This window comes from Methylococcus capsulatus str. Texas = ATCC 19069 (assembly GCF_000424685.1).
GTDB lineage: Bacteria > Pseudomonadota > Gammaproteobacteria > Methylococcales > Methylococcaceae > Methylococcus > Methylococcus capsulatus.
This window is the reverse complement of the sequence record NZ_AUKJ01000021.1, coordinates 1-23,344: the sequence shown is the minus strand read 5'-3', so window position 1 is coordinate 23,344 and position 23,344 is coordinate 1. Positions and strand designations below refer to the sequence as shown.

24 protein-coding genes and 4 tRNA genes are annotated in these 23,344 nt (G+C 62.8%); 22 read left to right on the top strand and 6 right to left on the bottom strand.

The window, feature by feature from the left end; translation table 11 throughout:
• The first annotated feature begins 320 nt into the window (after window positions 1-320).
• Entirely contained in the window at window positions 321-1,127 is an 807-nt protein-coding gene (locus H156_RS0109650; RefSeq protein ID WP_036246378.1) for a spermine/spermidine synthase domain-containing protein, read from the top strand.
• Window positions 1,128-1,148: 21 nt separating this feature from the next.
• Here H156_RS0109650 and H156_RS0109645 read toward each other — a convergent pair whose 3' ends face one another.
• Both H156_RS0109645 and uvrD read right to left on the bottom strand, forming a co-directional pair.
• The gene (locus H156_RS0109645) at window positions 1,149-1,466 is read right to left on the bottom strand and encodes a DUF6156 family protein (RefSeq protein ID WP_026045810.1); all 318 of its coding nucleotides are present in this window, start codon (window positions 1,464-1,466) and stop codon (window positions 1,149-1,151) included.
• 295 nt (window positions 1,467-1,761) lie between these two features.
• Window positions 1,762-3,942 carry a DNA helicase II gene (gene uvrD, locus H156_RS0109640; protein ID WP_017364354.1) on the bottom strand — a complete coding sequence of 727 codons (2,181 nt, stop codon included), beginning with the start codon at window positions 3,940-3,942 and terminating at the stop codon, window positions 1,762-1,764.
• 174 nt (window positions 3,943-4,116) lie between these two features.
• Here uvrD and H156_RS0109635 point away from each other — a divergent pair, with 174 nt between their 5' ends.
• Window positions 4,117-4,380 carry a YgaP family membrane protein gene (locus H156_RS0109635; RefSeq protein WP_017364355.1) on the top strand — a complete coding sequence of 88 codons (264 nt, stop codon included), beginning with the start codon at window positions 4,117-4,119 and terminating at the stop codon, window positions 4,378-4,380.
• A 38-nt stretch (window positions 4,381-4,418) separates the two neighbouring features.
• Here the strand turns inward: H156_RS0109635 and H156_RS0109630 are convergent, their stop codons facing one another.
• Window positions 4,419-4,850, bottom strand: coding sequence for an FxsA family protein (locus tag H156_RS0109630; protein WP_010960339.1), 432 nt, complete (start codon window positions 4,848-4,850; stop codon window positions 4,419-4,421).
• A 47-nt stretch (window positions 4,851-4,897) separates the two neighbouring features.
• Here H156_RS0109630 and cutA point away from each other — a divergent pair, with 47 nt between their 5' ends.
• The 9 genes from cutA to H156_RS0109585 all read left to right on the top strand — a co-directional run bounded on the left by cutA (window position 4,898) and on the right by H156_RS0109585 (window position 13,210).
• A complete protein-coding gene (cutA, locus tag H156_RS0109625) occupies window positions 4,898-5,221 on the top strand; it encodes a divalent-cation tolerance protein CutA (protein ID WP_010960340.1) in 324 nt (107 codons plus the stop codon).
• A complete protein-coding gene (locus H156_RS0109620) occupies window positions 5,206-7,443 on the top strand; it encodes a protein-disulfide reductase DsbD (protein WP_026045811.1) in 2,238 nt (745 codons plus the stop codon). The genes cutA and H156_RS0109620 overlap by 16 nt, the downstream gene beginning before the upstream one ends.
• Complete coding sequence (locus H156_RS0109615; protein ID WP_017364357.1) at window positions 7,433-7,951, top strand: TlpA family protein disulfide reductase; 519 nt, start codon at window positions 7,433-7,435, stop codon at window positions 7,949-7,951. Before H156_RS0109620 ends, H156_RS0109615 begins: the two co-directional genes overlap by 11 nt.
• A gap of 110 nt (window positions 7,952-8,061) precedes the next feature.
• A complete protein-coding gene (gene aroQ, locus H156_RS0109610) occupies window positions 8,062-8,508 on the top strand; it encodes a type II 3-dehydroquinate dehydratase (protein WP_010960344.1) in 447 nt (148 codons plus the stop codon).
• Window positions 8,509-8,964: an acetyl-CoA carboxylase biotin carboxyl carrier protein gene (gene accB, locus H156_RS0109605; RefSeq protein WP_017364358.1), complete on the top strand. Its 456-nt coding sequence runs from the start codon at window positions 8,509-8,511 to the stop codon at window positions 8,962-8,964.
• A gap of 42 nt (window positions 8,965-9,006) precedes the next feature.
• Window positions 9,007-10,353, top strand: coding sequence for an acetyl-CoA carboxylase biotin carboxylase subunit (gene accC / locus H156_RS0109600; RefSeq protein ID WP_017364359.1), 1,347 nt, complete (start codon window positions 9,007-9,009; stop codon window positions 10,351-10,353).
• Between the two features lie 4 nt (window positions 10,354-10,357).
• Complete coding sequence (gene prmA / locus H156_RS0109595; protein WP_017364360.1) at window positions 10,358-11,239, top strand: 50S ribosomal protein L11 methyltransferase; 882 nt, start codon at window positions 10,358-10,360, stop codon at window positions 11,237-11,239.
• A gap of 2 nt (window positions 11,240-11,241) precedes the next feature.
• Window positions 11,242-11,931 carry a DUF3426 domain-containing protein gene (locus H156_RS0109590; RefSeq protein WP_010960348.1) on the top strand — a complete coding sequence of 230 codons (690 nt, stop codon included), beginning with the start codon at window positions 11,242-11,244 and terminating at the stop codon, window positions 11,929-11,931.
• Between the two features lie 79 nt (window positions 11,932-12,010).
• Entirely contained in the window at window positions 12,011-13,210 is a 1,200-nt protein-coding gene (locus H156_RS0109585; RefSeq protein WP_017364362.1) for a class I SAM-dependent rRNA methyltransferase, read from the top strand.
• A 9-nt stretch (window positions 13,211-13,219) separates the two neighbouring features.
• On the opposite strand, the gene prmC is transcribed toward H156_RS0109585, so the two are convergent.
• The 3 genes from prmC to hemA are packed head-to-tail and all read right to left on the bottom strand — an operon-like array spanning window position 13,220 to window position 16,420.
• Window positions 13,220-14,074, bottom strand: a complete 855-nt coding sequence (prmC, locus tag H156_RS0109580) for a peptide chain release factor N(5)-glutamine methyltransferase (RefSeq protein ID WP_017364363.1) — start codon at window positions 14,072-14,074, stop codon at window positions 13,220-13,222.
• A gap of 4 nt (window positions 14,075-14,078) precedes the next feature.
• A complete protein-coding gene (prfA, locus tag H156_RS0109575; protein ID WP_010960351.1) occupies window positions 14,079-15,161 on the bottom strand; it encodes a peptide chain release factor 1 in 1,083 nt (360 codons plus the stop codon).
• Window positions 15,158-16,420, bottom strand: coding sequence for a glutamyl-tRNA reductase (gene hemA / locus H156_RS0109570; RefSeq protein WP_017364364.1), 1,263 nt, complete (start codon window positions 16,418-16,420; stop codon window positions 15,158-15,160). The genes prfA and hemA overlap by 4 nt, the downstream gene beginning before the upstream one ends.
• 398 nt (window positions 16,421-16,818) lie before the next feature.
• Here hemA and H156_RS0109565 point away from each other — a divergent pair, with 398 nt between their 5' ends.
• The 11 genes from H156_RS0109565 to H156_RS0109515 all read left to right on the top strand — a co-directional run.
• Complete coding sequence (locus H156_RS0109565; protein ID WP_238536794.1) at window positions 16,819-18,456, top strand: tetratricopeptide repeat protein; 1,638 nt, start codon at window positions 16,819-16,821, stop codon at window positions 18,454-18,456.
• Entirely contained in the window at window positions 18,456-19,064 is a 609-nt protein-coding gene (gene lolB / locus H156_RS0109560) for a lipoprotein insertase outer membrane protein LolB (RefSeq protein ID WP_017364366.1), read from the top strand. The genes H156_RS0109565 and lolB overlap by 1 nt, the downstream gene beginning before the upstream one ends.
• Window positions 19,037-19,912 carry a 4-(cytidine 5'-diphospho)-2-C-methyl-D-erythritol kinase gene (ispE, locus tag H156_RS0109555; protein WP_017364367.1) on the top strand — a complete coding sequence of 292 codons (876 nt, stop codon included), beginning with the start codon at window positions 19,037-19,039 and terminating at the stop codon, window positions 19,910-19,912. Before lolB ends, ispE begins: the two co-directional genes overlap by 28 nt.
• A gap of 15 nt (window positions 19,913-19,927) precedes the next feature.
• Window positions 19,928-20,002, top strand: a tRNA-Gln gene (locus H156_RS0109550).
• 33 nt (window positions 20,003-20,035) lie between these two features.
• Entirely contained in the window at window positions 20,036-20,989 is a 954-nt protein-coding gene (locus H156_RS0109545; protein ID WP_017364368.1) for a ribose-phosphate diphosphokinase, read from the top strand.
• Window positions 20,990-21,038: 49 nt separating this feature from the next.
• Complete coding sequence (locus H156_RS0109540) at window positions 21,039-21,647, top strand: 50S ribosomal protein L25/general stress protein Ctc (protein ID WP_017364369.1); 609 nt, start codon at window positions 21,039-21,041, stop codon at window positions 21,645-21,647.
• Window positions 21,648-21,660: 13 nt separating this feature from the next.
• A complete protein-coding gene (gene pth, locus H156_RS0109535; protein WP_017364370.1) occupies window positions 21,661-22,224 on the top strand; it encodes an aminoacyl-tRNA hydrolase in 564 nt (187 codons plus the stop codon).
• Between the two features lie 79 nt (window positions 22,225-22,303).
• Window positions 22,304-22,388, top strand: a tRNA-Tyr gene (locus H156_RS0109530).
• Window positions 22,389-22,405: 17 nt separating this feature from the next.
• Window positions 22,406-22,479 (top strand) — tRNA-Gly (locus tag H156_RS0109525).
• 30 nt (window positions 22,480-22,509) lie between these two features.
• Window positions 22,510-22,585 (top strand) — tRNA-Thr (locus tag H156_RS0109520).
• A 61-nt stretch (window positions 22,586-22,646) separates the two neighbouring features.
• The coding region (locus tag H156_RS0109515) for a GTP-binding protein (protein ID WP_026597590.1) at window positions 22,647-23,344 on the top strand (698 nt) is incomplete at its 3' end.

The following is a 23,344-nucleotide window of genomic DNA, read 5'->3' as shown; positions in this document are numbered from 1 at the left end:
CGGCGGATTATACCGCCGGACGCCGAGCCTTCCAGGTGAAAAAAAAATCGACCAGGGACGAGCAGTCGAGTGAGAAGACGTGAGTGCAAGACTTGGGAGAGGAGAATGCGGTCTTCGCGAAGAAGAAGTGTGTCGGTCCCCGGCGTACCCCAGAAAGGCAAAGTGTTCGCTCGATAAATGTACAAGACCCGTGCCACTCATTCGAAACGCCGTGTTTTCGGGCATCGGCGTCGGTCGTTGCGGCAGAATCGAGTCGGGGCTGTGGCAATAGCCCCGAGTCCTGCGGGAAATGACTTGGTTTGTCCTTGCTGAAGGATGCCATGGCTGCGTCGACGACACCCGCGCCAGTCAGGAAGTTTGGCGGAACCCTCGTTCATTTCGTGCGCGATGCTTACGGTTCGATCGAGGTGGTCGATGCATTCGGTGTGCGGACCCTGCATTTCGGCACGCCGGCGCGACAAAGCGCCATGTGTCTGCAGGAGCCGGACAGGGTGGAACTGCCTTACGTGCGGGCGATGCTGAGCGCCCTGTTGTTCCAGCCCGAGCCTTCCGGCGTTCTGTTACTGGGGCTCGGTGGCGGTTCGCTGGCGAAGGCCTTGTTTCAGCACGTTCCGGCCTGTCGGATCGACGTGGTGGAGCGGCGCGGGGAGGTCGTCGAGGTCGCCCACCGGTTCTTCGGACTGCCTGTTCACCCACGGTTGTCCATCACGGTCGGCGACGCCGGGACATTCGTCAAAGAGGCGGGGAGGCTTGCCGCCTATGATCTCATTCTCGCCGATCTGTTCGACGGGGAGGGCATGGCGTCGCCGGTGGCGGAGGAGTCGTTCTATTTCGGCTGCGCGAGTGCGCTGCGGCCGGCCGGCGTGTTCGGCATCAATCTCTGGGGCTCGCAGACCGCCCCTTCCAACCGGGCTCTGGAAATGATGAGAAGGGCCTTCGGCGGGCCGACATTCCGGCTGGCGGTTCCGGCGCGCGGCAATCTGATCGGGTTTTCGCTCGCCTCCGAGCCGAAGCGGGCGGTCCTAGAGGCGATGGAAGGGCGGGCCCGGCGGCTCGAGGCCAGGCTGGGCATCGAATTCGGCCGTTTCCTGCGGGTCCTGAAAGCGTCGGGCCGGGCGTTTCCCTGACCGGGACCCGGGACGGTCGACTCAGTCCCTCGTCGCGTCGGCGAGGCGGAAGCCGTCTTCGTCGAAATCCAGTACGGTCAGTTCGCCGTCGGCGTCGGTGATTTCAGCGCGCCTGAGCTTGCCGTTCCGGTCATAGGCATAGCGGTGTTCCATCTCGACCTCACCGTAAACCATCTTCTGCAGGCCGACCAGGCGGTCCTGTTCGTCGAAATACCCCTGGAAATAAGTGTTCCTGTGGCCGATCTGTTCCGGCTCCAGTTCGGTCATCAGCTTGAGAGGGAGGTTTACACCGCTGTAGGTCAGGAAGAACCGGCATGTGCCGGCCATTGTTTCGGACATGGCTTCACTCGGGGCGTGATTTCTGGGAACGACGATGATGGCACAAGTCCGGGCCGGCATGGAATGCCGGGGTCTGCGTGAAAAGACTTCATCGTTTCCGGGTTTTGACCTGCCGTATGCGGAGCGGGGACTGATTCACGGTTTCCAAGCCCGGAAAACCGGGGGTGGGCATGATTGGCATCAGAATTGCTGGATACATGGCGCATAACCTCACTTGAGTCTGGCGGTAAGGCGTCTTTGAACGGAGATCTGCGCATGGACGCGCCACTTTCCGCCAGCTTTTTTTCTATGCCCCTCAGATCGGTTCGAGCTTGGCATAGGCCAACATCAGCCATTTTGCGCCCACCTCCGCGAAATTGACATGGACCCGCGCCTGGGCTCCGTCACCCTCCCGTTGCAGGATCACGCCCTCGCCGAACTTGCCGTGGCGGACCCGCTGGCCCAACCTGAATTCCCCCGGAGCGTCTGCGCCGAGGATGGCCGACGCATCGCCCGACTGCATCGCCGATGCGACGGGCCGGCTGACACCGCCTTTTATCCTGACTTCTTCCAGACAGTCCGGCGGCAGTTCCCGCAGGAAACGGGATCGCCGCGGATAGGTCTCTTTGCCGTAGAGCCGACGGCATTCGGCGTGGGTGATATAGAGCTTGCGCCGTGCCCGGGTGATGCCGACGTAGCAGAGCCGGCGTTCTTCTTCAAGGCGGGCGGGGTCTTCCAGCGACTGCAGGCTGGGAAACAGGCCCTCCTCCAGACCGACCAGGAACACCAGGTCGAATTCCAGGCCCTTGGCTGCATGCAGGGTCATGAGCTGGACGCAGTCCTCGAAAGTTTCTCCCTGGTTTTCGCCGGCTTCCAGCGCCGCATGGGCGAGGAACTGGTCGAGGCCGCCCAGTTCGGGATCGATCAGCGGGCTCAGCTCGAACTGGCGGGCGGCGCCAACCAGTTCCTCCAGGTTTTCCACCCGGGCTTCCGCCTGCTCGCCTTTTTCCTTGCGGTAATGTTCCAGCAGGCCTGAGCCTTTGACTGCGAGTTCGACCTGTTCCCACAGCGCCCGCCCCTGGGCCGCGCCAGCCATGGTTTCGACGAGATCCAGGAAGCCGGCCAGGGCGCCCGTCGCCCGAGCGGGGAGCACATTGTCGGCGATCAGCTTCCGTGCCGCGCTCCACAGCGAGAGCCGTTCGAAGCGCGCCAGTTCACGGACGAGATCGAGGGTCTTTGCGCCGATGCCGCGGGTCGGCGTGTTGATGACCCGTTCGAAGCCGGGATCGTCATGCCGGTTGGCCATCAGCCGCAGGTAGGCGAGGGCATCCTTGATTTCTGCGCGCTCGAAGAAACGCAGGCCGCCATAGACCCGGTAGGGGATACCGTGGGCCAGCAGCCTCTCCTCGAACTGGCGCGACTGGGCGTTGGATCGGTACAAAATGGCCGCGTCGCTGCGCCTTCCGCCTTCCCTCACCCAGCGGCCGATCCGGTTGACGACGAAACCGGCCTCGTCCTGCTCGTTGAAGGCGGCATAGACCGAGATCGGTTCCCCCCGGCCGCCTTCGGTCCACAGATTCTTGCCGAGCCGTCCCTCGTTCCGGGCGATCAAGGTATTGGCGGCGCTGAGGATGTTGCCGGTGGAACGGTAGTTCTGCTCGAGGCGGATCATGCGGTGGCGCGGATAGTCCCGCCGGAAACGGTGCAGGTTTTCGATCTTGGCGCCGCGCCAGCCGTAGATGGACTGGTCGTCATCACCCACCACGCTGAGATTGTCGCGGTCCTGGGTCAACAACCGCAGCCAGGCGTACTGCACGTCGTTGGTGTCCTGGAATTCATCGACCAGTACGTGCTGGAAGCGTTCCTGATAGTGGGCGAGGACGTCGGCGTTGTCGCGCAGGAATTCGTGGGTGCGCAGCAGCAGCTCGGCGAAATCCACCAGGCCGGAACGTTGGCACAGTTCCTCATAGGCGAGATAGATCCGGCGCATCTGCCGTTCGAACGGGTCGTAGGAGTCGGGCAGGTTCCTGGCCCGGCTGCCTTGATCCTTCTGGGCGTTGATGTACCACTGGATCTGGCGCGGCGGCCAGCGCGCCTCGTCCAGCTCCAGGGTCTTGAGCAGCCGGCGGATCAACCGGTACTGGTCGTCGGAATCGAGAATCTGGAAACCCTCATGCAGTCCGGCGTCGGCGGCGTGGCGGCGCAGGAGGCGGTGCGCCAGGCCATGGAAAGTGCCGACCCACAGGTCTCGGGCCGACAGGTCGAGCAGCGCCTCGAGCCGCGCCTTCATTTCGTTCGCCGCCTTGTTGGTGAAGGTCACGGCGAGAATGGCGTGCGGCGAGACGCCCTCCGCCCGAAGCAGCCAGGCGATGCGGTGTATCAGCACGCGGGTCTTGCCACTGCCGGCGCCGGCCAGCACCAGCAGTGAGCGGTCCGGCGCGGTGACGGCCTCACGCTGGGCCTCGTTCAGGGGGGCGATGATATCGGTGATGTCCATAGATGGGCATTTTACACCCGTCTTGCGCAAGACCTGGGGAGCCTGCACAATCGAGCAGCTTTACCCCACGGATATGGCCCGATGCGCCATGCCCGTTTTCCTCGCCCGGTCCTCCATCCGCAGAGGGCACGGGTTTTCCGTCAAGCGACCGCACGTTCAAGAGGAGGTTATGACATGGCTTTTGATTATAAGAAAATGTTGAAACGTGAGCTCAACGTCGGCCTGAAAGATCGCCAGTACCGCATGATGGGTGGCGCCGCGGCTCTGCTGCTTTCGGTGTTCCTCGGCAACGTCTTCCTGTTGCTGATCGGCATCGTCCTCGTGGCCACCGCGTTCATGCGCTGGTGTCCGGTGTATTCCGGCCTCTCCAAGAGCACCGTCGATCCGAATGAACCGGCCCCCGACAGCGGTTCCCATTCCGGTACCGAGTCCCACTGACGGGCCTCGGTCTCTCCGGGCGCAGGGAGGCGCCCTGCCTAATCCTCGCGCCGGAACTGACCTTCGATCGTGCGGGAACCGGAATCGGGCGGAGCCGCCGGCTGGAAACCCTGGAGCACGTGATTGACGAGATGGTCCGCCAGCCAGCGGCGCGACGCCGGCAGCAGCAGCACGAGGCTGGCCCCGTCGGAAATGAAGCCGGGTATCAGTAGGAGGATGCCGGCAGCGAGGATCAGGCCGCCCTCAATCATGTCCTGCGCCGGGAGCCGCCCGGCCTCCAGACTTTGCTGGATACGGCCGAAGGTTTTCAGTCCCTGGGTTTGCATGAGATAAGTACCGGCCAGTGCCGCCGAGCCGAGCAGCATAAGGGTCGGCAGGAAACCGAGCACGCTGCCGACACGGATCAGGACGTAGATTTCCGCGATCGGCAGCAGCAGTAGCGCCAGGATGGCGAGTTTCAACGGATTCATCGATACGGGTTTCTGTAATCTTTGAGAGAAGGGGCGCACTTTTTCCCATGACATCGGTCTACTGTCTAGTCGTTTGCAGTTGTCCGGATGAGGAAACCGCCGGTGTTTTGGCGGAAGGGCTGGTCGAAGGGAGGCTGGCTGCCTGCGTGAACATCGTCGCCGGGGTACGGTCGGTCTATCGGTGGCAGGGTGTTCTCGAGAAATCGGCGGAATGTCTTCTGTTGGCCAAGACTCGGGCATCCCGTCAGGCGGAGCTGCAGTCCTGGCTGCGGGCGCGACACCCTTATGAACTTCCAGAAATCATCGCGATCCCCATCCAGGGCGGATTGCCGGAATATCTCGAATGGGTCGGATCATGCGTGACGCCGTGAAACGGATTGGCTTGCTGTTGATTTTGGGGTTGCTCGGCATTCCGGCACTCGCCGTCGATGGCCGCGACCTCCTGCCGCCGGAGCGGGCGTTCCCGGTAGCCGCCCGGCAGTCCGGCGCCGGCGTGGTTTCACTGGTGTGGGACATAGCGGACGGCTATTACCTTTACCGGAGCAAATTCAAGTTCGCATCGCGCACCCCCGGTGTCCGTCTGGGCGAGCCGGTCTTTCCGGAAGGCCACAAGAAGCACGATGCATTCTTCGGCGAAGTCGAAACTTACCGGGGACACATCGAGGTGCGGCTGCCTCTCGTTGCGGAATCCGCATTGCCGGAATCGCTGGAACTGGAAGTGACGGTGCAGGGGTGTGCCGATGCCGGCGTCTGTTTTCCGCCGTATCAGCGGCGGGTCGAGGTGAAGACCAGTGCGATCAGCGGTGGCGGCGCGTTCACGCGTCTGGCCGGTGCGCTTCGAAACGTCGGAACCGGCGCGGCGACCGGGGACCTGCTGCCGCCGGACCAGGCGTTCCGCTTTTTCGCCGAGGCGCCCACGGGGGAGATCCTCCGGCTCGGTTGGCAGATCGCCCCCGGTTATTACCTCTACCGGGAAAAATTCCGCATCAGCCTGCGCGATTCCGGGGGCGTCGCCCTGGGAGACTATACGTTCCCGCGCGGGGAGCCGAAGGTCGACGAAGAGTTCGGTGCGGTGGAGGTCTTCCACGGCGAGGTCGCGGTTGACGTCCCCTTGGTCCGGACTGACGCCGGTCCGCGCACCGTCACCGTGGAAGCCGGCTTCCAAGGCTGCGCCGAGAGCGGCGTGTGTTATCCGCCGATGACCAGGACGATCGATCTCGTTCTGCCAGCCGCTGCGGAAGGAAAAAGCGTCTCGGCGATGGTCGGAGCCACCCTCATCACCGAGCAGGACCGCATCGCCGACGGACTCTGGCGCGGTTCCCTCTGGCTCAACCTGTTGAGCTTCCTCGGTCTCGGCATCCTGCTCGCCTTCACCCCCTGCATCTTCCCGATGATCCCGATTCTTTCCGGCGTCATCGTGGGTCATGGCCATGCGATCACCACGCGGCGGGCGTTCTCGCTCTCGCTGGCCTATGTGCTCGCCCATGCCTTGGCTTACACCTGCTTCGGTGTGTTGGCCGCCCTGTTCGGTGCGAATCTCCAGGTCGCACTGCAGAACCCCTGGGCGATCGGCGTGTTCAGTGGTCTGTTCGTGGTGTTGGCGCTATCCATGTTCGGCTTCTACCAGCTTCAGCTCCCGACCGTCCTGCAGTCGCGGCTCGCGGCGCTCAGTTCGCGGCAGCAGGCTGGCAGCCTGGTCGGCGCGGCCGTGATGGGACTGCTGTCGGCCGGCCTCGTGGGGCCTTGCGTGGCGGCGCCGCTGGCGGGTGCACTGATCTACATCGGCCGCAGTGGCGATGTGCTGTTGGGCGGGCTCGCCCTGTTTTCCCTGGGGCTGGGTATGGGGTTGCCGCTCCTGGCGGTCGGGACCTCGGCGGGCAAACTGCTGCCCAAGGCCGGCATGTGGATGAATACCGTCAAGTCGGTGTTCGGCGTAGCCATGCTGGCGGTGGCGGTATCGATGCTGGAGCGGATCGTCCCTCTCTCCCTCGCCATGCTGATGTGGGCGCTGCTGCTCATCGTGCCGGCCGTGTACATGGGAGCGCTCGATGCGCTGCCCGCTGGGGCTTCGGGCTGGCGCAAGCTGTGGAAAGGACTGGGTGTGGCGATGGTCGCCTATGGCGTGTTCATGCTGCTGGGGGTGGCGGTCGGTAGTCGCGATCCGTTGCAGCCCTTGCGCGGTGTGGCCGGCGCCTCCGCTACCGTCGCCGATGCCAGTCCGCCGCCTTTCGTGAGGGTGGCGAGCCTGGCGGATCTGGAGGCTCGTCTGGCTGAAGCCGCTGCCGCAGGACGCTGGGTGATGCTCGATTTCTACGCCGACTGGTGCGTATCGTGCAAGGAGATGGAGCGTCATACCTTCAGCGATCCCGTGGTCAAGGCGAAGCTGAAAGAGATGGTGCTGCTCAAGGCCGACGTCACCGAAAACGACGATGAGGACCAGGCGCTGCTGCAGCGCTTCGGTCTGATCGGTCCGCCAGCCACCCTGTTTTTCGGTCCCGACCGGAGCGAGCGGAAACCTTTCCGGCTGGTGGGGTTCACCGAGTCGGAAGAGTTCGTCCATCACCTCGAGCGGCTGTTCGACGGTGTCCGATAGGTTCCTTCTGATCGTGGTCGCTGTGTCGGCTCTCCTGGCAGGGGCGCTGGCGCAGCGCTGGCTGTCGGTTGCAGCCACCGACTGGCAGGGGCCGGAATCGGTGTTTCCCGACATGTCCGGGCGCCCGGTGCGTCTGTCGGATGAGCATTCCGAGGTGCTGCTGCTGAATTTCTGGGCAAGCTGGTGCGAACCCTGTCGTGAGGAGATGCCGGTGCTCGACGAACTGCAGGCGGAATTCGGTCCGCGCGGGCTCAAGGTCGTCGGGCTGGCGCTGGAGGACCGGGCGGCGGTTGCGGCGTTTTTGCGGCGGCTGCCGGTGGGCTATCGCATCCTGGTCGGCGAGCGCGGCGGCGATGCGTTGGCCGCCCGCCTCGGCGACGCCGGGGGCGGTTTGCCTTTCACCGTGGCTTTCGATATCCGCGGGCAGGTGCTCGCGACTTTCCTGGGGCCCCAGACGCGGGACGGTTTTCTGGCGGTCATCGGGCCGCGGCTCCTGTCGCCCCGCTGACCGCCGCCAACGGTGGGTGTGGCTGCATTTGTGGACAAGATACCGTCATTTCGGCAGAATACCGCCGCCTGTTTGGGCGATTTCATCGAAATTAAGAGCTGGCACACGCAATGGCGGGTATCTTGGTGCTGAACGGGCCTAACCTCAATCTGTTGGGGGTACGTGAGCCGGGTATCTATGGCAGCGACACGCTTTCGGATATCGAATCGCGTCTGCAGGCACAGGCCAGGGTGGCAGGCATGCCGATCGATTTCTTCCAGAGCAATGCCGAGCATGCTCTGATCGAACGCATCCACCAGGCGTTCCGCGATGCGGTCGACATGATCATCATCAATCCCGGGGCCCTCACCCACACCAGCGTCGCTTTGCGCGATGCGTTGCTGGCCACCGCCGTGCCTTTCATTGAAGTACACATTTCGAACGTTCATGCGCGCGAGCCGTTCCGCCGTCATTCCTATCTTTCCGATATTGCCAGGGGGGTCATCTGCGGATTGGGCCCCATGGGCTACGAACTGGCGCTCCAGGCCGCCCTGCAAATGACACATAGGTCGTTATAGATGGACATTAGAAAAATAAAAAAACTGATCGATATCATCGAGGAGTCGGGTATCGCGGAGATCGAAATTCGCGAAGGTGAGGAGTCCGTCCGTATCAGTCGCTACACGTCCAGTGTGGCGGCTCCCGTTGCCGTGGCGGCGACGGCGGTGCCCGCGGCGGTGTCCCAGGTTCCGGCCGGGCAGCCGGCAACGCCACCCGCCGAAGCAGCCAAGGAAACCACCGGCCACGAAGTGCGGTCCCCCATGGTGGGCACTTTCTATCGGGCACCCTCGCCCGGTTCCAAGGCGTTCGTGGAAGTGGGGCAGCGGGTCGAAGTCGGCGACACGCTCTGCATCATCGAAGCGATGAAAATCCTCAATCAGATCGAAGCCGACAAGGCCGGCATAGTGACCAGGATTCTGGTGGAGAACGGTCAGCCCGTGGAGTACAACCAGCCGCTGTTCGTGATCGAATAGCCTGCGGCCCGTTTCGGCTCAACAGTCTCCAAGGTGCTCACTATGCTAGGTAAAGTCGTCATCGCCAATCGCGGTGAAATCGCCCTGCGCATCCTCCGGGCCTGCCGCGAGCTCGGCATCAAGGCCGTCGCCGTGCATTCCGAGGCGGATCGCGATCTCAAGCACGTGCGCTTGGCCGACGAGTCGGTCTGCATCGGGCCGGCGCCATCGCGCGACAGTTATCTGAATGTTCCGGCGATCATCAGTGCCGCCGAGGTCACCGATGCTCTGGCCATCCATCCCGGCTATGGCTTTTTGTCGGAAAACGCCGATTTCGCTGAAAAGGTGATTCAGAGCGGATTCATCTTCATCGGCCCGAGGCCGGAAACCATCCGCATGATGGGCGACAAGGTCGCGGCCATCGAAGCGATGAAAAAGGCCGGAATCCCCACTCTGCCGGGCTCGGACGGTCCGCTGGGAGACGACGAGGAAGAGAATCTGGCAATCGCCAGACGGATCGGTTTTCCCATCATCATCAAGGCCGCCGGCGGCGGCGGCGGGCGCGGCATGCGGGTCGTGCACAGCGAGGCCAGTCTTGCCGCTTCCATCGAACTGACCCGGAGCGAGGCCGGTGCCGCGTTCGGGAACGACATGGTATACATGGAGAAGTTTCTGGAGAATCCGCGTCACATCGAGTTCCAGGTGATCGCGGATTCATACGGCAACGTGGTTCATCTGGGTGAGCGTGATTGCTCCACCCAGCGCCGCCACCAGAAGGTCGTGGAAGAAGCGCCGGCACCCGGCATCACCCAGGCGCAGCGGGATGAGATGGGCATGCGTTGCGTGCAGGCATGCAGGGAGATCGGTTATCTCGGCGCCGGTACGTTCGAATTCCTCTACCAGGACGGTCAGTTCTATTTCATCGAAATGAACACCCGGGTCCAGGTCGAGCACCCCGTGACCGAGATGGTCACCGGCTTCGACATCGTCAAGGAACAGCTGCGGATCGCCGCTGGCGAGCTGCTTTCGATCCGCCAGGCCGAAGTGGAAATGCGCGGGCATGCCATCGAATGCCGGATCAATGCGGAGGATCCCGTCAATTTCATGCCATCGCCGGGGTTGATCGAGCAGTTCCACATGCCGGGCGGGCCGGGTATCCGCGTCGAGACCCACATCTATAACGGCTACCGCGTGCCGCCGTATTACGACTCGATGATCGGCAAGCTGATCGCCCATGGCGAGACCCGCGCCGGAGCGATCGCCCGGATGCGTACGGCCTTGAACGAGATGGTGATCGGCGGAATCAAGTGCAACATTCCGCTGCTGCTCGATATCGTCAACGACAGTGCTTTCGAAGCGGGCGGGCAGAACATTCATTACCTGGAGCAGAAGCTGGGACTCAAGCACTAGAGCCATGTGGCAGCAATTGATGGTGACCGTCGACGAGGATCTGGCAGAAGACGTGTCGGATGCGCTGATGGATGCGGGGGCCTTATCCGTCAGTTTCCTGGACGCTGGTGACCAGCCTTTGTTCGAACCGCCGCCCGGGACGACCCCGGTGTGGGCGCAAACCCGGGTGGTGGGGCTGTTTGAGGAGGGGGGCGATCTGGCGGCGATCCGCTCGGTACTCGGCGGACGGTTCGGCGATGAAAGACTTCGGGACTGGAGCGAGGAAGCGCTGGCCGACCAGGTCTGGGAGCGGACTTGGCTCGAACATTTCCGGCCCATGCGTTTCGGCAGCCGGTTGTGGGTCTGCCCGACCGGCTTCACGGTCGAGGATACCGATGCCGTGGTAATGTCGCTGGATCCGGGGTTGGCATTCGGCACCGGGACCCACCCGACCACCGCGTTGTGCCTGGAATGGCTGGATGCGGCGGATTTGCACGGCGCATCGGTGCTGGATTATGGCTGTGGCTCCGGCATCCTGGGCATTGCCGCGGCGCTGCTCGGTGCCGCCGGCGTCCATGCTGTGGACATCGATCCGCAAGCGCTGGCGGCCACCGTGGAAAATGCTCGAAAGAATCGGGTCGGGGACAGGATCGAGGTCGCCTCGCCCGGCGAGCTGGCGGATTTCGACAGCGACATCGCACTGGCGAACATCTTGGCCAATCCGCTGATGGAATTGGCCGACACGCTGCGCTCGCGGGTGCGCCCCGGGGGCCGGATCGTGCTCTCGGGCATTCTGGCGGAGCAGGCGGATGCCGTGGCCTCGGTTTATGCGAGGAAGGGCTTCGAAATGGAGCCGGCGGTCTTCCGAGAAGGCTGGGTCCGGCTCGCCGGGGTGAGACGGACCTGAAGGTGTTTACCCGCTGCCCGTCCTGCGGTACGGCTTACGGTATCTCGGTGCGCCAGCTACGGGAAGGTCGGGGCGTAATGCTCTGCGACCACTGTGGGCGGGTTTTCAATGCCCTGCCGGGATTGGAGGAAAGTGTTCCCGATCCGTATTCGCGGCCGCCCAGGACCGGGGCGGGGCGCTGGTTCCGGGGAGGGAGGGGGAGAGAAGACCGGCCCGCCCGCCCCGGGTTTTTCCTCCGACTGGCCTGGGGTATCGGCAGCATCGCCCTGGCGATCGCGTTGCTCGGCCAGCTGGCCTATTTCGGCAGCACCCGTTTTGCCCAGGACGAAGCCCTGCGGCCGTGGCTGGTGATGCTGTGCGATGCCGTGGGATGCCAGGTGCCCCCCTACAGCGACGTCGAATCCATCCAGATCGTCGAGCGGACCCTGCGGCCGGTCCCCGCCACCGGTGGCTATGAATTCCGGCTGGTCATGGCCAACCAGTCCACGGCGGCCCAGGTATTTCCTTCGATCGTCCTGCGTGTGGTCGATCGGCAGGGGAAGCCGGCGGCGGGCAGGGTGTTTTCACCGGCGGAATATCTGCCGAAGGGATCCGGCCTGTCCATGATGCCGGTCGGGAAATCTCTGGAAATCCGTCTGGATCTGGCGAAGCCCAGTCGGGAGATCAGCGGCTTCACCTTCGAATTGATCTGACCCCGTTTTTTCAGGCGCTTCCCGTTCGGGAACCGCCTTTTCTCTTTCAAGCCCCCGGGGCGCTTGGGTTGGCGATGATATGTCTGAATTGTCGGTATTGCGGCTGAAGAAGAACGAGGAGCGCCGTTTGCGGGCGGGGCACCTGTGGGTGTTCAGCAACGAGGTGGATGGCGAGAAGACGCCGCTCAAGCGGTTTGCCCCTGGCGAATACGTGATAGTGGAGGACTCCCGCCAACAGCCGTTGGGTCTGGCTTACGTCAACCCGGAATCGCTGATCTGCGCGCGTCTTCTGAGCCGCGACCATCGCGTGGCGATCGATCATGCCTTCCTGCTGAAGCGCCTGAGCAGGGCCCTGCATCTGCGCGAAATGCTTTTCGCCAAGCCTTATTACCGTCTGGTGTATGGTGAAAGCGACGGCCTGCCCGGTCTGGTGATCGACCGCCTGGGCGACGTGCTGGTGCTGCAGGCCAGCACGCTCGGCGCGGAGCGGCTGCAGGAGCAGGTGATGGACGTGCTCGACAAGCTGCTCTCACCCCGCACCCTGGTGTTGAAGAACACTTCGAGCCTGCGCCAGTTCGAGAAGCTCGAGAATTATGTCCGGGTGTTGGGTGCGCCGCTCGAGGGTCCGATACCGATCGAGGAGAACGGGGCGAGATTCCTGGTCGATCCGGTGGAGGGGCAGAAGACCGGTTGGTTCTTCGACCATCGTCTGAACCGGGCCGTGGCGGCGCAGTTGTCGAAATGCCAGCGGGTGCTCGATCTGTTCTCGTATACCGGGGGCTGGGGGGTGCAGGCGGCTCTGGGCGGGGCGGAATCCGTGGATTGCGTGGACAGTTCCGAATCGGCGCTCGCGCTTGCCGCTGAAAACGCCCGGCTCAATGGCGTGGCGGACCGTATGGGCTTCATCCGCCAGGATGTGTTCGAATTCCTGAAGCAGCTTCGGCACAAACGCCAGCGCTACGATCTGATCGTGGCGGATCCGCCCGCCCTCATCAAGCGCAAGAAAGACGTCAAGGCGGGAGTGGAAGCCTACCACCGGCTCAACCAGGCGGCCATGCAAGTGCTGAATCCCGGTGGGGTCCTGGTGTCGGCCTCCTGCTCATTCAATCTGCCGCGCTCCACCCTGCACGACATCCTGCGTACCAGCAGCCGGCATCTGGATCGGCATTTGGTGATCCTGGGCCAGGGTTGCCAGGGGCCGGATCATCCGGTTCACCCCGCGATTCCGGAAACCGAGTACCTCAAGACCTTCTTCTGTCACCTGTCGATGCCGCTCTAGGCGGTTCTTTTAGCTTTCGGGTGCCCGCAGCGCTGAGGTGACGCGTTCGTGACCCTGCAGATCGCGATGATGACGGACGTCGCGGTAACCCGCTTTGCCTAGGATCCTGGCAACTGCGTCGGCCTGGTCGAAACCGTGCTCGATCATCAGTCCGCCATCGGGCAGCAGACGCGGGCCGGCGTTGTCGGCGATCAGGGCGATGTCATGCAGCCCGTCTTTGACCGATACCAGTGCCTGTCGGGGTTCGTAGCGGAGGTCGCCGCGCAGCAGGTGCGGGTCGCTTGGGCTGACATAAGGAGGGTTGCTGACGATCAGGTCGAAACGAATATCCGCCGGCAGCGGCGCGAACCAGTCGCCCCGCAGAAACCGGACCGTTTTGGCACCGAGCGCGGCGGCATTGTGACGGGCCACCGCGAGCGCTGATTCGCTGACATCCACCGCCCAGACTTCGGCGTCCGGACATTCGAGAGCCAGGGTCACGGCGATGACGCCGCTGCCGGTACCCAGATCGAGGATGCGGGGGCGGTTTCTGCGGCAGGCTGCCTCGACGGCGAGCTCCACCAGCAGTTCGGTTTCCGGGCGGGGAATGAGTACATCGGGGCAGACCTTGAAGGATCTGGACCAGAATTCTCGTACTCCGGTCAGATAGGCGACGGGGACACCACGGGCGCGCGCCGCGATGGACGCCAGAAAGCGCCGTTCTTCGTCGGCTTGCAGCAGCCGTTCGGGCCAGGCCCGGAGATAGGCGCGGTTTTTCCCGATCACATGGGCCAGCAGCACCTCGGCGTCGAGGCGGGCCGTTTCGCTGACGGAGCTGAGTTCGCGGCTGGCGGCCTGCAGCGCTTCCCTAAGGTCGGTGGGCACGTCTTCAGCTTCCGGCCAGGCTGGCCAGCATGTCGGCCTGATGCTCCTGCAGCAGGGGATCGATGACCGGGTCGAGGTCGCCTTCCATGATGGCGTCCAGCCGGTAGATCGTGAGATTGATCCGATGGTCGGTCAGCCGGCCCTGCGGGAAGTTATAGGTCCGGATGCGCTCGGAGCGGTCGCCGCTGCCTACCTGCAGTTTCCTCGATGCGGCGATCTCGGAATTCTGCTTTTCCTGGGCAGCGGCCAGGATACGGGCCTGCAGCAGCGACATGGCACGCGCCCGGTTCTTGTGCTGGGAACGCTCGTCCTGGCACTCCACCACGGTGCCGGTCGGAATGTGGGTGATGCGTATGGCCGAATCGGTCCGGTTGACGTGCTGACCGCCAGCGCCCGAGGCGCGGAAGGTGTCAATGCGCAGATCGGCCGGGTTGATGTCGATCTCGACATCGTCGAATTCCGGGAGAATCGCCACGGTACAGGCCGAAGTATGGATGCGGCCCTGGGCTTCGGTGGTGGGCACCCGCTGGACGCGGTGGGTACCGGCTTCGAATTTGAGCCGGGAATAGACATTCTGGCCGCTGATGCGCATCACGACCTCCTTGTAGCCGCCGTGCTCACCCTCGCTCTCGCTGACGATCTCGGCTCGCCAGCCCTGCCGTTCGGCGTAGCGGCTGTACATGCGCTGCAGATCACCGGCGAAGATCGCCGCTTCCGCGCCGCCGGTGCCGGCCCGGACTTCGAGGAACACGTTACGCTCATCGTTGGGGTCGCGCGGCAGCAGCAGAATCTGCAGCTCCTGCTCCAGCGCATCGCAGCGCTTGCGCCCGGTTTCGAGTTCTTCCCGCGCCAGGCTGCGGACTTCGGGATCCGGATCCTGCAGCAATGCTTGCGCATGATCCAGGCCCTCCAGCGTTTCCCGGTAGCGCCGGAAACAGGCGACACAGGGTTCGAGCTGGGCGTATTCCCGGCTCAGGGCCTTGAACCGGTTTTGATCGTTCTGGACTTCCGGGGTGGCCAGGAGGCCGGTGATTTCTTCGAAGCGATGGGACAGGTTCTCGAGTTTCTGTTGAACGGAAGGATTCACGTATCGGGGTCTTTGAGTTGAAAGAGTTCGCGCGCCACGGCGACGATGTCGGCGCGTTCGTTCACACCCGCCTGCCAGATTTGCGAGCTGGGCGCGTGAATGATCTTGTTGGTGAGGGTGTCCGCCAGCCAGCGCAGGGTGTCTTCGGCGCTTTTGCCGCGGCGCAGCTCCCGCAGCGCCCGTTGCAGAGCCGCGTCGCGGTGCAGTTCGGCTTGGCGCCGGACGTCGCGGATCGTTTCGGTCGCCGCCTGGGCCCTCAGCCAGCTCAGGAAATGTTCGACTTCCAGGTCGATGATTTCTTCGGCCTGCAGAGCGGCTTCCTGGCGGGTCTTGAGATTTTCCTCGACGGTGTGCTGCAGATCGTCGACGGTGTACAGATAGACATCCTGGAGCTGCTCGACCTCGGGCTCGATGTCCCGCGGGACCGCAAGGTCCACGATGAACATCGGCTTGTGGCGCCGGCTTCGCAGCGCGCTTTCGAAGCTGCCTTTGCCTAGAATGGGCAGGGGGCTGCCGGTGGATGCCACGATGATGTCGGCTCTGGCGAGGTGTTTGGGCAGTTCTTCCAGCGAGATCGCGAAGCCGCCGAACTGGTTGGCCAGTGTATGGGCTCGGTCGAAGGTCCGGTTGGCGATGATCAGGTGTCCGATCCGGTTCTCGGTCAAGTGCCGCGCGGTCAGCTCGATGGTTTCCCCGGCGCCGACGAGGATGGCGGTCAGATCGCCGAGATCGTCGAAAATGCGCTGGGCCAGCCGGATGGCGGCGAATGCGACTGAAACGGGGCTGCAGCCGATCGCCGTGTCGGTACGGACCTTCTTGGCCGCGGCGAAGGTTCGATGGAACAGCTTGGTCAGAATCTTGCCCACGGTGCCGGCTTCGCGCGCCGCCTGGTAGGCGGTCTTCATCTGGCCGAGAATCTGCGGCTCCCCCAGAATCATCGAGTCCAGCCCGCAGGCGACGCGGAACATGTGTCGAATCGTGCCGGCGTCGAAATGGGAGTAAAGGTATTGGGAGATGTCCTGATCGTCGAACTGTCGCTGGTCGCACATCCAGTCGACGATGGGGCGCTGGTCGCGCCCGTCGAGTTCGCAATATACCTCGGTGCGGTTGCAGGTCGACAGGATCGCCGCTTCCCCCACCTGCGGCAGGTCGATCAGGTCCCGCAGCGCGGATTGCAGCTGCTCTGCGGGGAATGCCAAACGTTCCCTGATCGAGACCGGTGCGGTGGTGTGATTGACGCCTAAAGTCAGGATCGCCATGGCGGGCAGGTGGGTGAAACAGACGCCGATTTTAATGAAAACGCGCCCCTAATCCAATTTCGCTTAAGCACAAGTCTTGCCGGTTCAACGGGAAAGGGTACAATTCCGCACGGAAAAATCGGTTCTGGCCCGCGTCGCAAGCAATACAGGCAATCCCTCGTTCTCCTCAAAATATCCCAGAATGTCGGCGCAGGCGGGATGCAGGGAAAGTTTTTAGCCCGTCCGGTTTCCTCTCTCAAGCCTTTGAATTCCTACGCGCAATTCGCGGGACGATAGTGCCTAAAATTCGGATACGAAAGTTCTGGCCCAGTGGTGCAGGTACTGTGCCAGGTGTGCTGTTGATTGCCCTGGCACTCGGGTGCGTGGGCCACAGGGCCAAATTTGCGGACGAAACGTTCTTGAGCGATGAGGCCGAGATCCGTTCCGCGGTCGAGCCGCTGCCGCCCAAAGCTCAGCTCGTCTACCTGGTGCTGGCCGGGGAGTTGGCCGGCCAGCGCGGCCGCTACGAGGTTGCGCTCGAGCATTATCTCCAGGCCGCGCGCCTGTCGCGGGACGGGCGCCTTGCGGAACGGGCGACGCAGATCGCCCTGTTTATAAAAAAATATCCCGAAGCGATCGAAAGCGTGGCGCTCTGGCTGAAGGCCGAACCCCGCCACGCGGGGGCCCGCCGCATGGCGACCCTGCTCTACCTGAAGGAAGGACGGCGTGACGAGGCGGTGACGCAGATGAAAGTGTTGCTGACGCTGCCGGACGCCGATCTGGAAAATACGCTGATCGAGTTGGTGAAGGTGCTCGGCAACGAGGTGCCCAGACAGGATGCAACGGAATTCATGGACGCCCTGTTGCGGGCATTTCCTGCCATGGCGGATCTCCATTTCGCAGCCGCCCTTCTCGCCGCCAACCAGGGCGAGTTCCAGCAGGCTCTGAGCGAAACCGAGGAGGCCCTGAAGCTGCATCCGGACTGGGGCCGGGCCCGAGTACTGCAGGCACAGGTCATGGCGCAGATGGGTGATTCGGCGACTGCCGGGGACCTGATACAGCGCGCGCTCAAGCGCGATCCGGACAATGCCAGGCTGCGCTTGATCTACTCTCAGTTTCTCATCAAATCCGGTGACATCGAAGGGGCGCGGCGGGAGCTGGAGCGTATCGTAGCCAAGGAGCCCGGCAATCAGGACGCCCGGTTCGGACTCGGATTGGCGCTCATCGATCTGGGCCGGCTCGATGCGGCCCGCCGCGAGTTCGCGGCGCTGGCCGCGTCCGAAAAATGGCGGGTTCAGGCCTACTTTTATCTGGGGCTGATCGATGCCCGCAAGGGCAGATTGAATGAGGCACTGGACTGGTTCGACCGCGTCACGACCGGTCCGACCGAGTTCGATGCCCGGGTGAACGGCATTACCGTCCTGATCAGCCTGGGCCGTTTGACAGAGGCGCGAACCCGGCTCGCCGACATCCGCCGGCGTTTTCCGAACGAATCGGTTCGCCTGTATCTCCTGGAGGCCGAGCTGCTTTCCAAGAACCGAGACTACGAAGATGCCTTCAATCTGTTGACCGATGCGCTCGGCGAGAATCCGGGGCAGAGCGATCTGCTCTATGCCCGGGCTCTGGTGGCGGAGAACCTCGGTCGCTTCGACGTCCTGGAAGCGGATTTGCGCCAGGTGCTGGAAAAGAGCCCCGATGATCCCAACGCGCTGAACGCCTTGGGTTACACGCTCGTCGAGCGGGGCGAACGGTTGGACGAGGCCAAGGGCTATCTCGATCGGGCGATCCGGCTCAAGCCCGATGACCCGGCGATACTCGACAGTTACGGCTGGCTGCTGTACCGGCTGCGCAAGTATGCCGAAGCCACCGAATACCTCCGCCGGGCCTATGACAAGGTTCAGGATCCAGAGATCGCATCGCATCTGGGTGAGGTTCTGATGGAGTCAGGCCGGCGTCAGGAAGCCCGGAAAATCCTGCGCGAGGCATGGAAGAAGGCGCCCGAGCATGAGGACATGCAGCGGATCAGGGCGCGCTATCCGGAACTGCTGGCGCCGTGATGCGTGGTAGGCTCCGGCTTGCAGCGGTGTCGCTGACCGTATTGGCGGCGGCAACCAGTCTGCAGGGCTGCGGCCCTGCGCCGGTTCGGTCGGGGATGCCGGGCTCGGTCCGGTTGGCTGGTCTCGAACGCTGGCGGCTGGAAGGCCGGGTGGCGGTACAGACTGCGGATGACGCCTGGCAGGCCAGTCTGTCCTGGGATCACGACGGCCGCCAGGATCGGCTGCGGATTTCCGGTCCTTTGAATCAGGGAACGGTCTCGATCGTTCTCCAGGATGACTTGATTCTGGTCAACGAAGGCAGCGGGAACGAGAGTATTTCCCGTGATCCCGAAGGGCTGCTGAAAGAAAAACTGGGTTTTTCGATTCCGCTGCCGAGCCTGCGCTACTGGGTCCTGGGGGTGGCGGCGCCCGGAAATGCGGGCGAAGAGATGGAGTTCTATCCGGACGGTCGCCTGAAGCACTTCAAGCAGGCGGAATGGTCGCTCGATTACGAGCGTTATCGCGATTGGGACCAGTTTACCCTTCCTCAGAAGGTATCGATCCAGGGGCGTTCGCTCAAGCTGAAACTGTTTGCGGACGAATGGAGCGTCGGGAATCCTCCGTCATGAAGTCGCCCTCTCTGCGCTTGCCAGCACCGGCCAAGCTCAATCTAACCCTTCGTATCACGGGTCGCCGTCCCGACGGATACCATGATCTGCAGACGGTGTTCCAATTCGTGGACGTGTGCGACTGGCTCGAATTCCGCGCCGATGCCTCCGGCGAAATCCGCTTGCAGACTTCACTGGCGGGCGTGCCGGCGGAACGGAATCTGATCGTCCGTGCCGCCCGCCTGCTCAAGGAATATGCAGGCGTGGCCGCCGGGGCCGACATCGTCTTGGAGAAAAACCTACCGATGGGGGGCGGTCTGGGCGGCGGAAGCTCGAATGCGGCGACCACGCTGGTGGCGCTGAACCGCTTGTGGGATCTGGGTCTGGACCGGCAAACGCTGATGAATCTCGGTCTTCGCCTGGGAGCGGATGTGCCGATCTTCGTGTTCGGCGAGGGCGCCTGGGCGGAAGGTGTGGGCGAAAGGTTGCAAGTCCTGGAACTGGCCGAGCCGTGGTACGTCATCGTTGTGCCGCCATGCCATGTTTCGACGGCCGAGATATTCAACGCCCCTGATTTGACAAGAGATAACGACCCGATCACAATAGCGGACTTCCTTGCGGGATCCCATGAGAATCATTGCCTGGACGCCGTCGTGCGTCGATATCCCGTGGTGGGCGAGGCGATGTGCGTGTTGGGGCGATACTCCCGGGATGTCCGGCTAACGGGTACGGGTGCCTGCGTATATTCGGTCCACGGTAGCGAGGAAGAAGCCAAGGCCGCATGCGACGATCTGTCCCGCGATTGGGTCGCGATAGTGGCGTCCGGCCGCAACCTGTCGCCTCTGTACGAGGCGCTGAACGAACGATAGATTTTTTCGCATCTTTGGGGCGTAGCCAAGCGGTAAGGCACCGGGTTTTGATCCCGGCATTCCCAGGTTCGAATCCTGGCGCCCCAGCCAATTCCCTGTCTGCGTCGATATCTGGAGTGCACGATGACCGACACCTCCTTCATGGTGTTTTCGGGTAACGCAAATCTCCCCCTTGCCGAAGGCGTGGTACGCAAACTCAACATGCGTCTTGGCATGGCGACGGTAGGGCGCTTCAGTGACGGCGAGATCGCGGTGGAGATCGAAGAGCACGTGCGCGGGCGCGAGGTGTTCGTCATCCAGCCCACTTCGCAGCCCATCAACGAGAATCTCATGGAGCTTCTCGTCATGATCGACGCTTTGCGGAGGTCGTCCGCATCGGTCATTACCGCGGTCATTCCGTATTTTGGCTACGCTCGCCAGGATCGACGCATCCGTTCGGCGCGGGTGCCGATTACCGCCAAATTGGTGGCCAAGATGATCTGCGCCGCGGGCGCCGACCGGGTTCTGACCGTCGACCTGCATGCCGATCAGATCCAGGGTTTTTTCGACGTCCCTGTGGACAATGTCTATGCCTCGCCGATCCTGCTCGGCGACGTCTGGCGGCAGAAATATCCCGACCTCATGGTGGTTTCGCCGGACGTCGGTGGCGTGGTCCGGGCCCGGGCGCTGGCCAAGCGGCTCGACGACGCCGACCTCGCCATCATCGACAAGCGCCGTCCCCGCGCGAACGAGGCGAAGGTCATGAACATCATCGGCGATGTCAGGGGGCGCACCTGTGTCATGGTCGACGACCTGGTGGACACCGCGGGCACTCTGTGCAAGGCGGCGGGCGCCCTGAAAGAGCATGGTGCCGAAAGGGTGGTGGCGTACTGCACCCATCCGGTGCTGTCCGGTCCAGCCGTCGATAACATCGAGGCATCGATGCTGGACGAGCTGGTGGTGACCGACACGATTCCTCTGCAGGAGCGTGCCAGTGCCTGTAACAGAATTCGGCAGTTGACCATTGCCGAAATGCTGGCGGAGACGATCCGCCGGATCGCCATGGGGGAGTCGGTCAGTTCGCTGTACGTGGATTGATTGCGGTCCTCGTTTTTCAATATCTGCTAAGAGTATTTTGGAGAAAGAGATGGTAGGCAGTTTCGTATTCGAAGCCGAATTGCGGCATCAATTGGGCAAAGGGGCATCCCGCCGCCTGCGTCATGCGGGCAAGGTTCCTGCGGTGCTTTACGGAGGTGGGGGGGAGCCGGTGTCGCTGTTGCTGGATCATCACAAGGTAGTCAAAAACCTGGAAAACGAGGCGACTTACTCGCATGTGTTGACGATCCGTTTCGATGGTCGTGAGGAAAGCGCCATTTTGAAGGCCGTACAGCGCCATCCTGCCAAACCCATCGTGATGCACCTTGATTTCCAGCGTGTCAGCGCGGCGGACAAGATCCGCGTCCATGTGCCGCTCCACTTCATCAACCAGGAGTCTTCGGTCGGCGTCAAGAAAGGAGGCGTGGTTTCCCATGGCATGGTGGACGTGGAAGTCGACTGTCTCCCCAAGGACCTGCCCGAGTATATCGAGGTCGATCTCGCCCAAGTAGACATCGGAGGCATCATTCATTTGTCGGACTTGAAACTCCCGGCGGGCGTTGAAATTCATGCGCTGGCGCAGGGTGTCGGTCATGATCTTCCGGTGGCGTCCGTGCATGCGCCGCGTACCGCAGAAGGCGGCGAGGGTGGCGCCGGCTGACCGGTCCGGGTGTATGGTCAGACTGATCGTCGGTCTCGGCAACCCGGGACCGGCTTATGACAGAACCCGGCACAATGCCGGGTTCTGGTTCATCGAGAGGTTGGCAGCCGCGCATGGCTGCGTCTTGCGGGAAGAATCCCGTTTTCATGGCCGCGTCGGCGCGATCAATCTGACCGAGCCCGTTCATCTCCTGGCTCCATTGACATTCATGAACCGGAGCGGGCTCGCGGTGGCGGCAATGGCCAGATTTTACAAGATTGCCCCCGAGCACATCCTGGTGGTTCACGACGAGCTCGACTTCGGGCCGGGAGTCGTTCGCATCAAGCGGGACGGCGGACACGGGGGTCATAACGGTCTCCGTGACATCATGGCGCAACTGGGGAGCGGCGGATTTCTGCGGCTGCGGATCGGGATCGGCCGGCCGGCCGGATCCATGGCGGTGGCGGATTACGTGCTGGCCGCGCCGTCCGCCAGCGATCGTCAGGCTATTTCCGGAGCGATAGAGAAAGCCTTGGCCTGTTTGTCCGAATTATTGGCCGGTCATGTCGAACAGGTGATGAACCGTCTGCATGTCTGAGTGGTCGTGTCGGGTGTGGATAAGATACGGTTGCTTGACATGATTATAAGACTCTGGAACAATGCGCGCTTTCCGCTTTGGAGGGGTTCCCGAGCGGTCAAAGGGATCAGACTGTAAATCTGACGGCTCAGCCTTCGAAGGTTCGAATCCTTCCCCCTCCACCAATTGGATTTTGTGGTACGCGGGTGTAGTTCAATGGTAGAACCTCAGCCTTCCAAGCTGATGGTGTGGGTTCGATTCCCATCACCCGCTCCAGTGTTGTGATGGTGTGCTGAAGATTGAATGGCCCATATAGCTCAGTCGGTAGAGCACTTCCTTGGTAAGGAAGAGGTCACCGGTTCAAGTCCGGTTATGGGCTCCATCGTATAGCCGTTAAACCGTTTTTGAGTGAATTGAAATAGCCGAATCAGGGGTGTTGGCGGATGTCCAAAGAGAAATTTACGCGCACGAAACCGCATGTGAATGTGGGAACGATAGGTCACGTGGATCATGGGAAGACGACGCTGACGGCGGCCCTGACCAAGTGCATGGCGGCGAAGTTTGGGGGTGAATTCAAGGCCTACGACCAGATCGACGCGGCGCCGGAAGAGCGTGCGCGTGGCATCACCATCGCCACGGCTCACGTGGAATACGAATCGGCGGCGCGTCACTACGCTCACGTCGACTGCCCTGGGCATGCCGACTACGTCAAGAACATGATCACCGGAGCGGCCCAGATGGACGGTGCCATCCTGGTCGTGTCCGCAGCCGACGGCCCGATGCCGCAGACCCGGGAACACATCCTGCTGGCGCGGCAGGTGGGTGTGCCCTACATCGTCGTGTTCCTGAACAAGGCCGACATGGTGGACGATCCCGAGCTGCTCGAGCTGGTGGAGATGGAGGTGCGTGAACTGCTCTCCAAGTACGATTTCCCGGGGGACGACATTCCGATCATCAAGGGCTCGGCGCTGAAGGCGCTGGAAGGCGATGGCAGCGAAATCGGCGTGCCGGCGGTGGAAGCGCTGGTGCAGGCGCTGGACGACTACATTCCCGAGCCCGAGCGGGCGATCGACCGGCCGTTCCTCATGCCGATCGAAGACGTGTTCTCGATATCCGGGCGCGGCACCGTGGTCACCGGGCG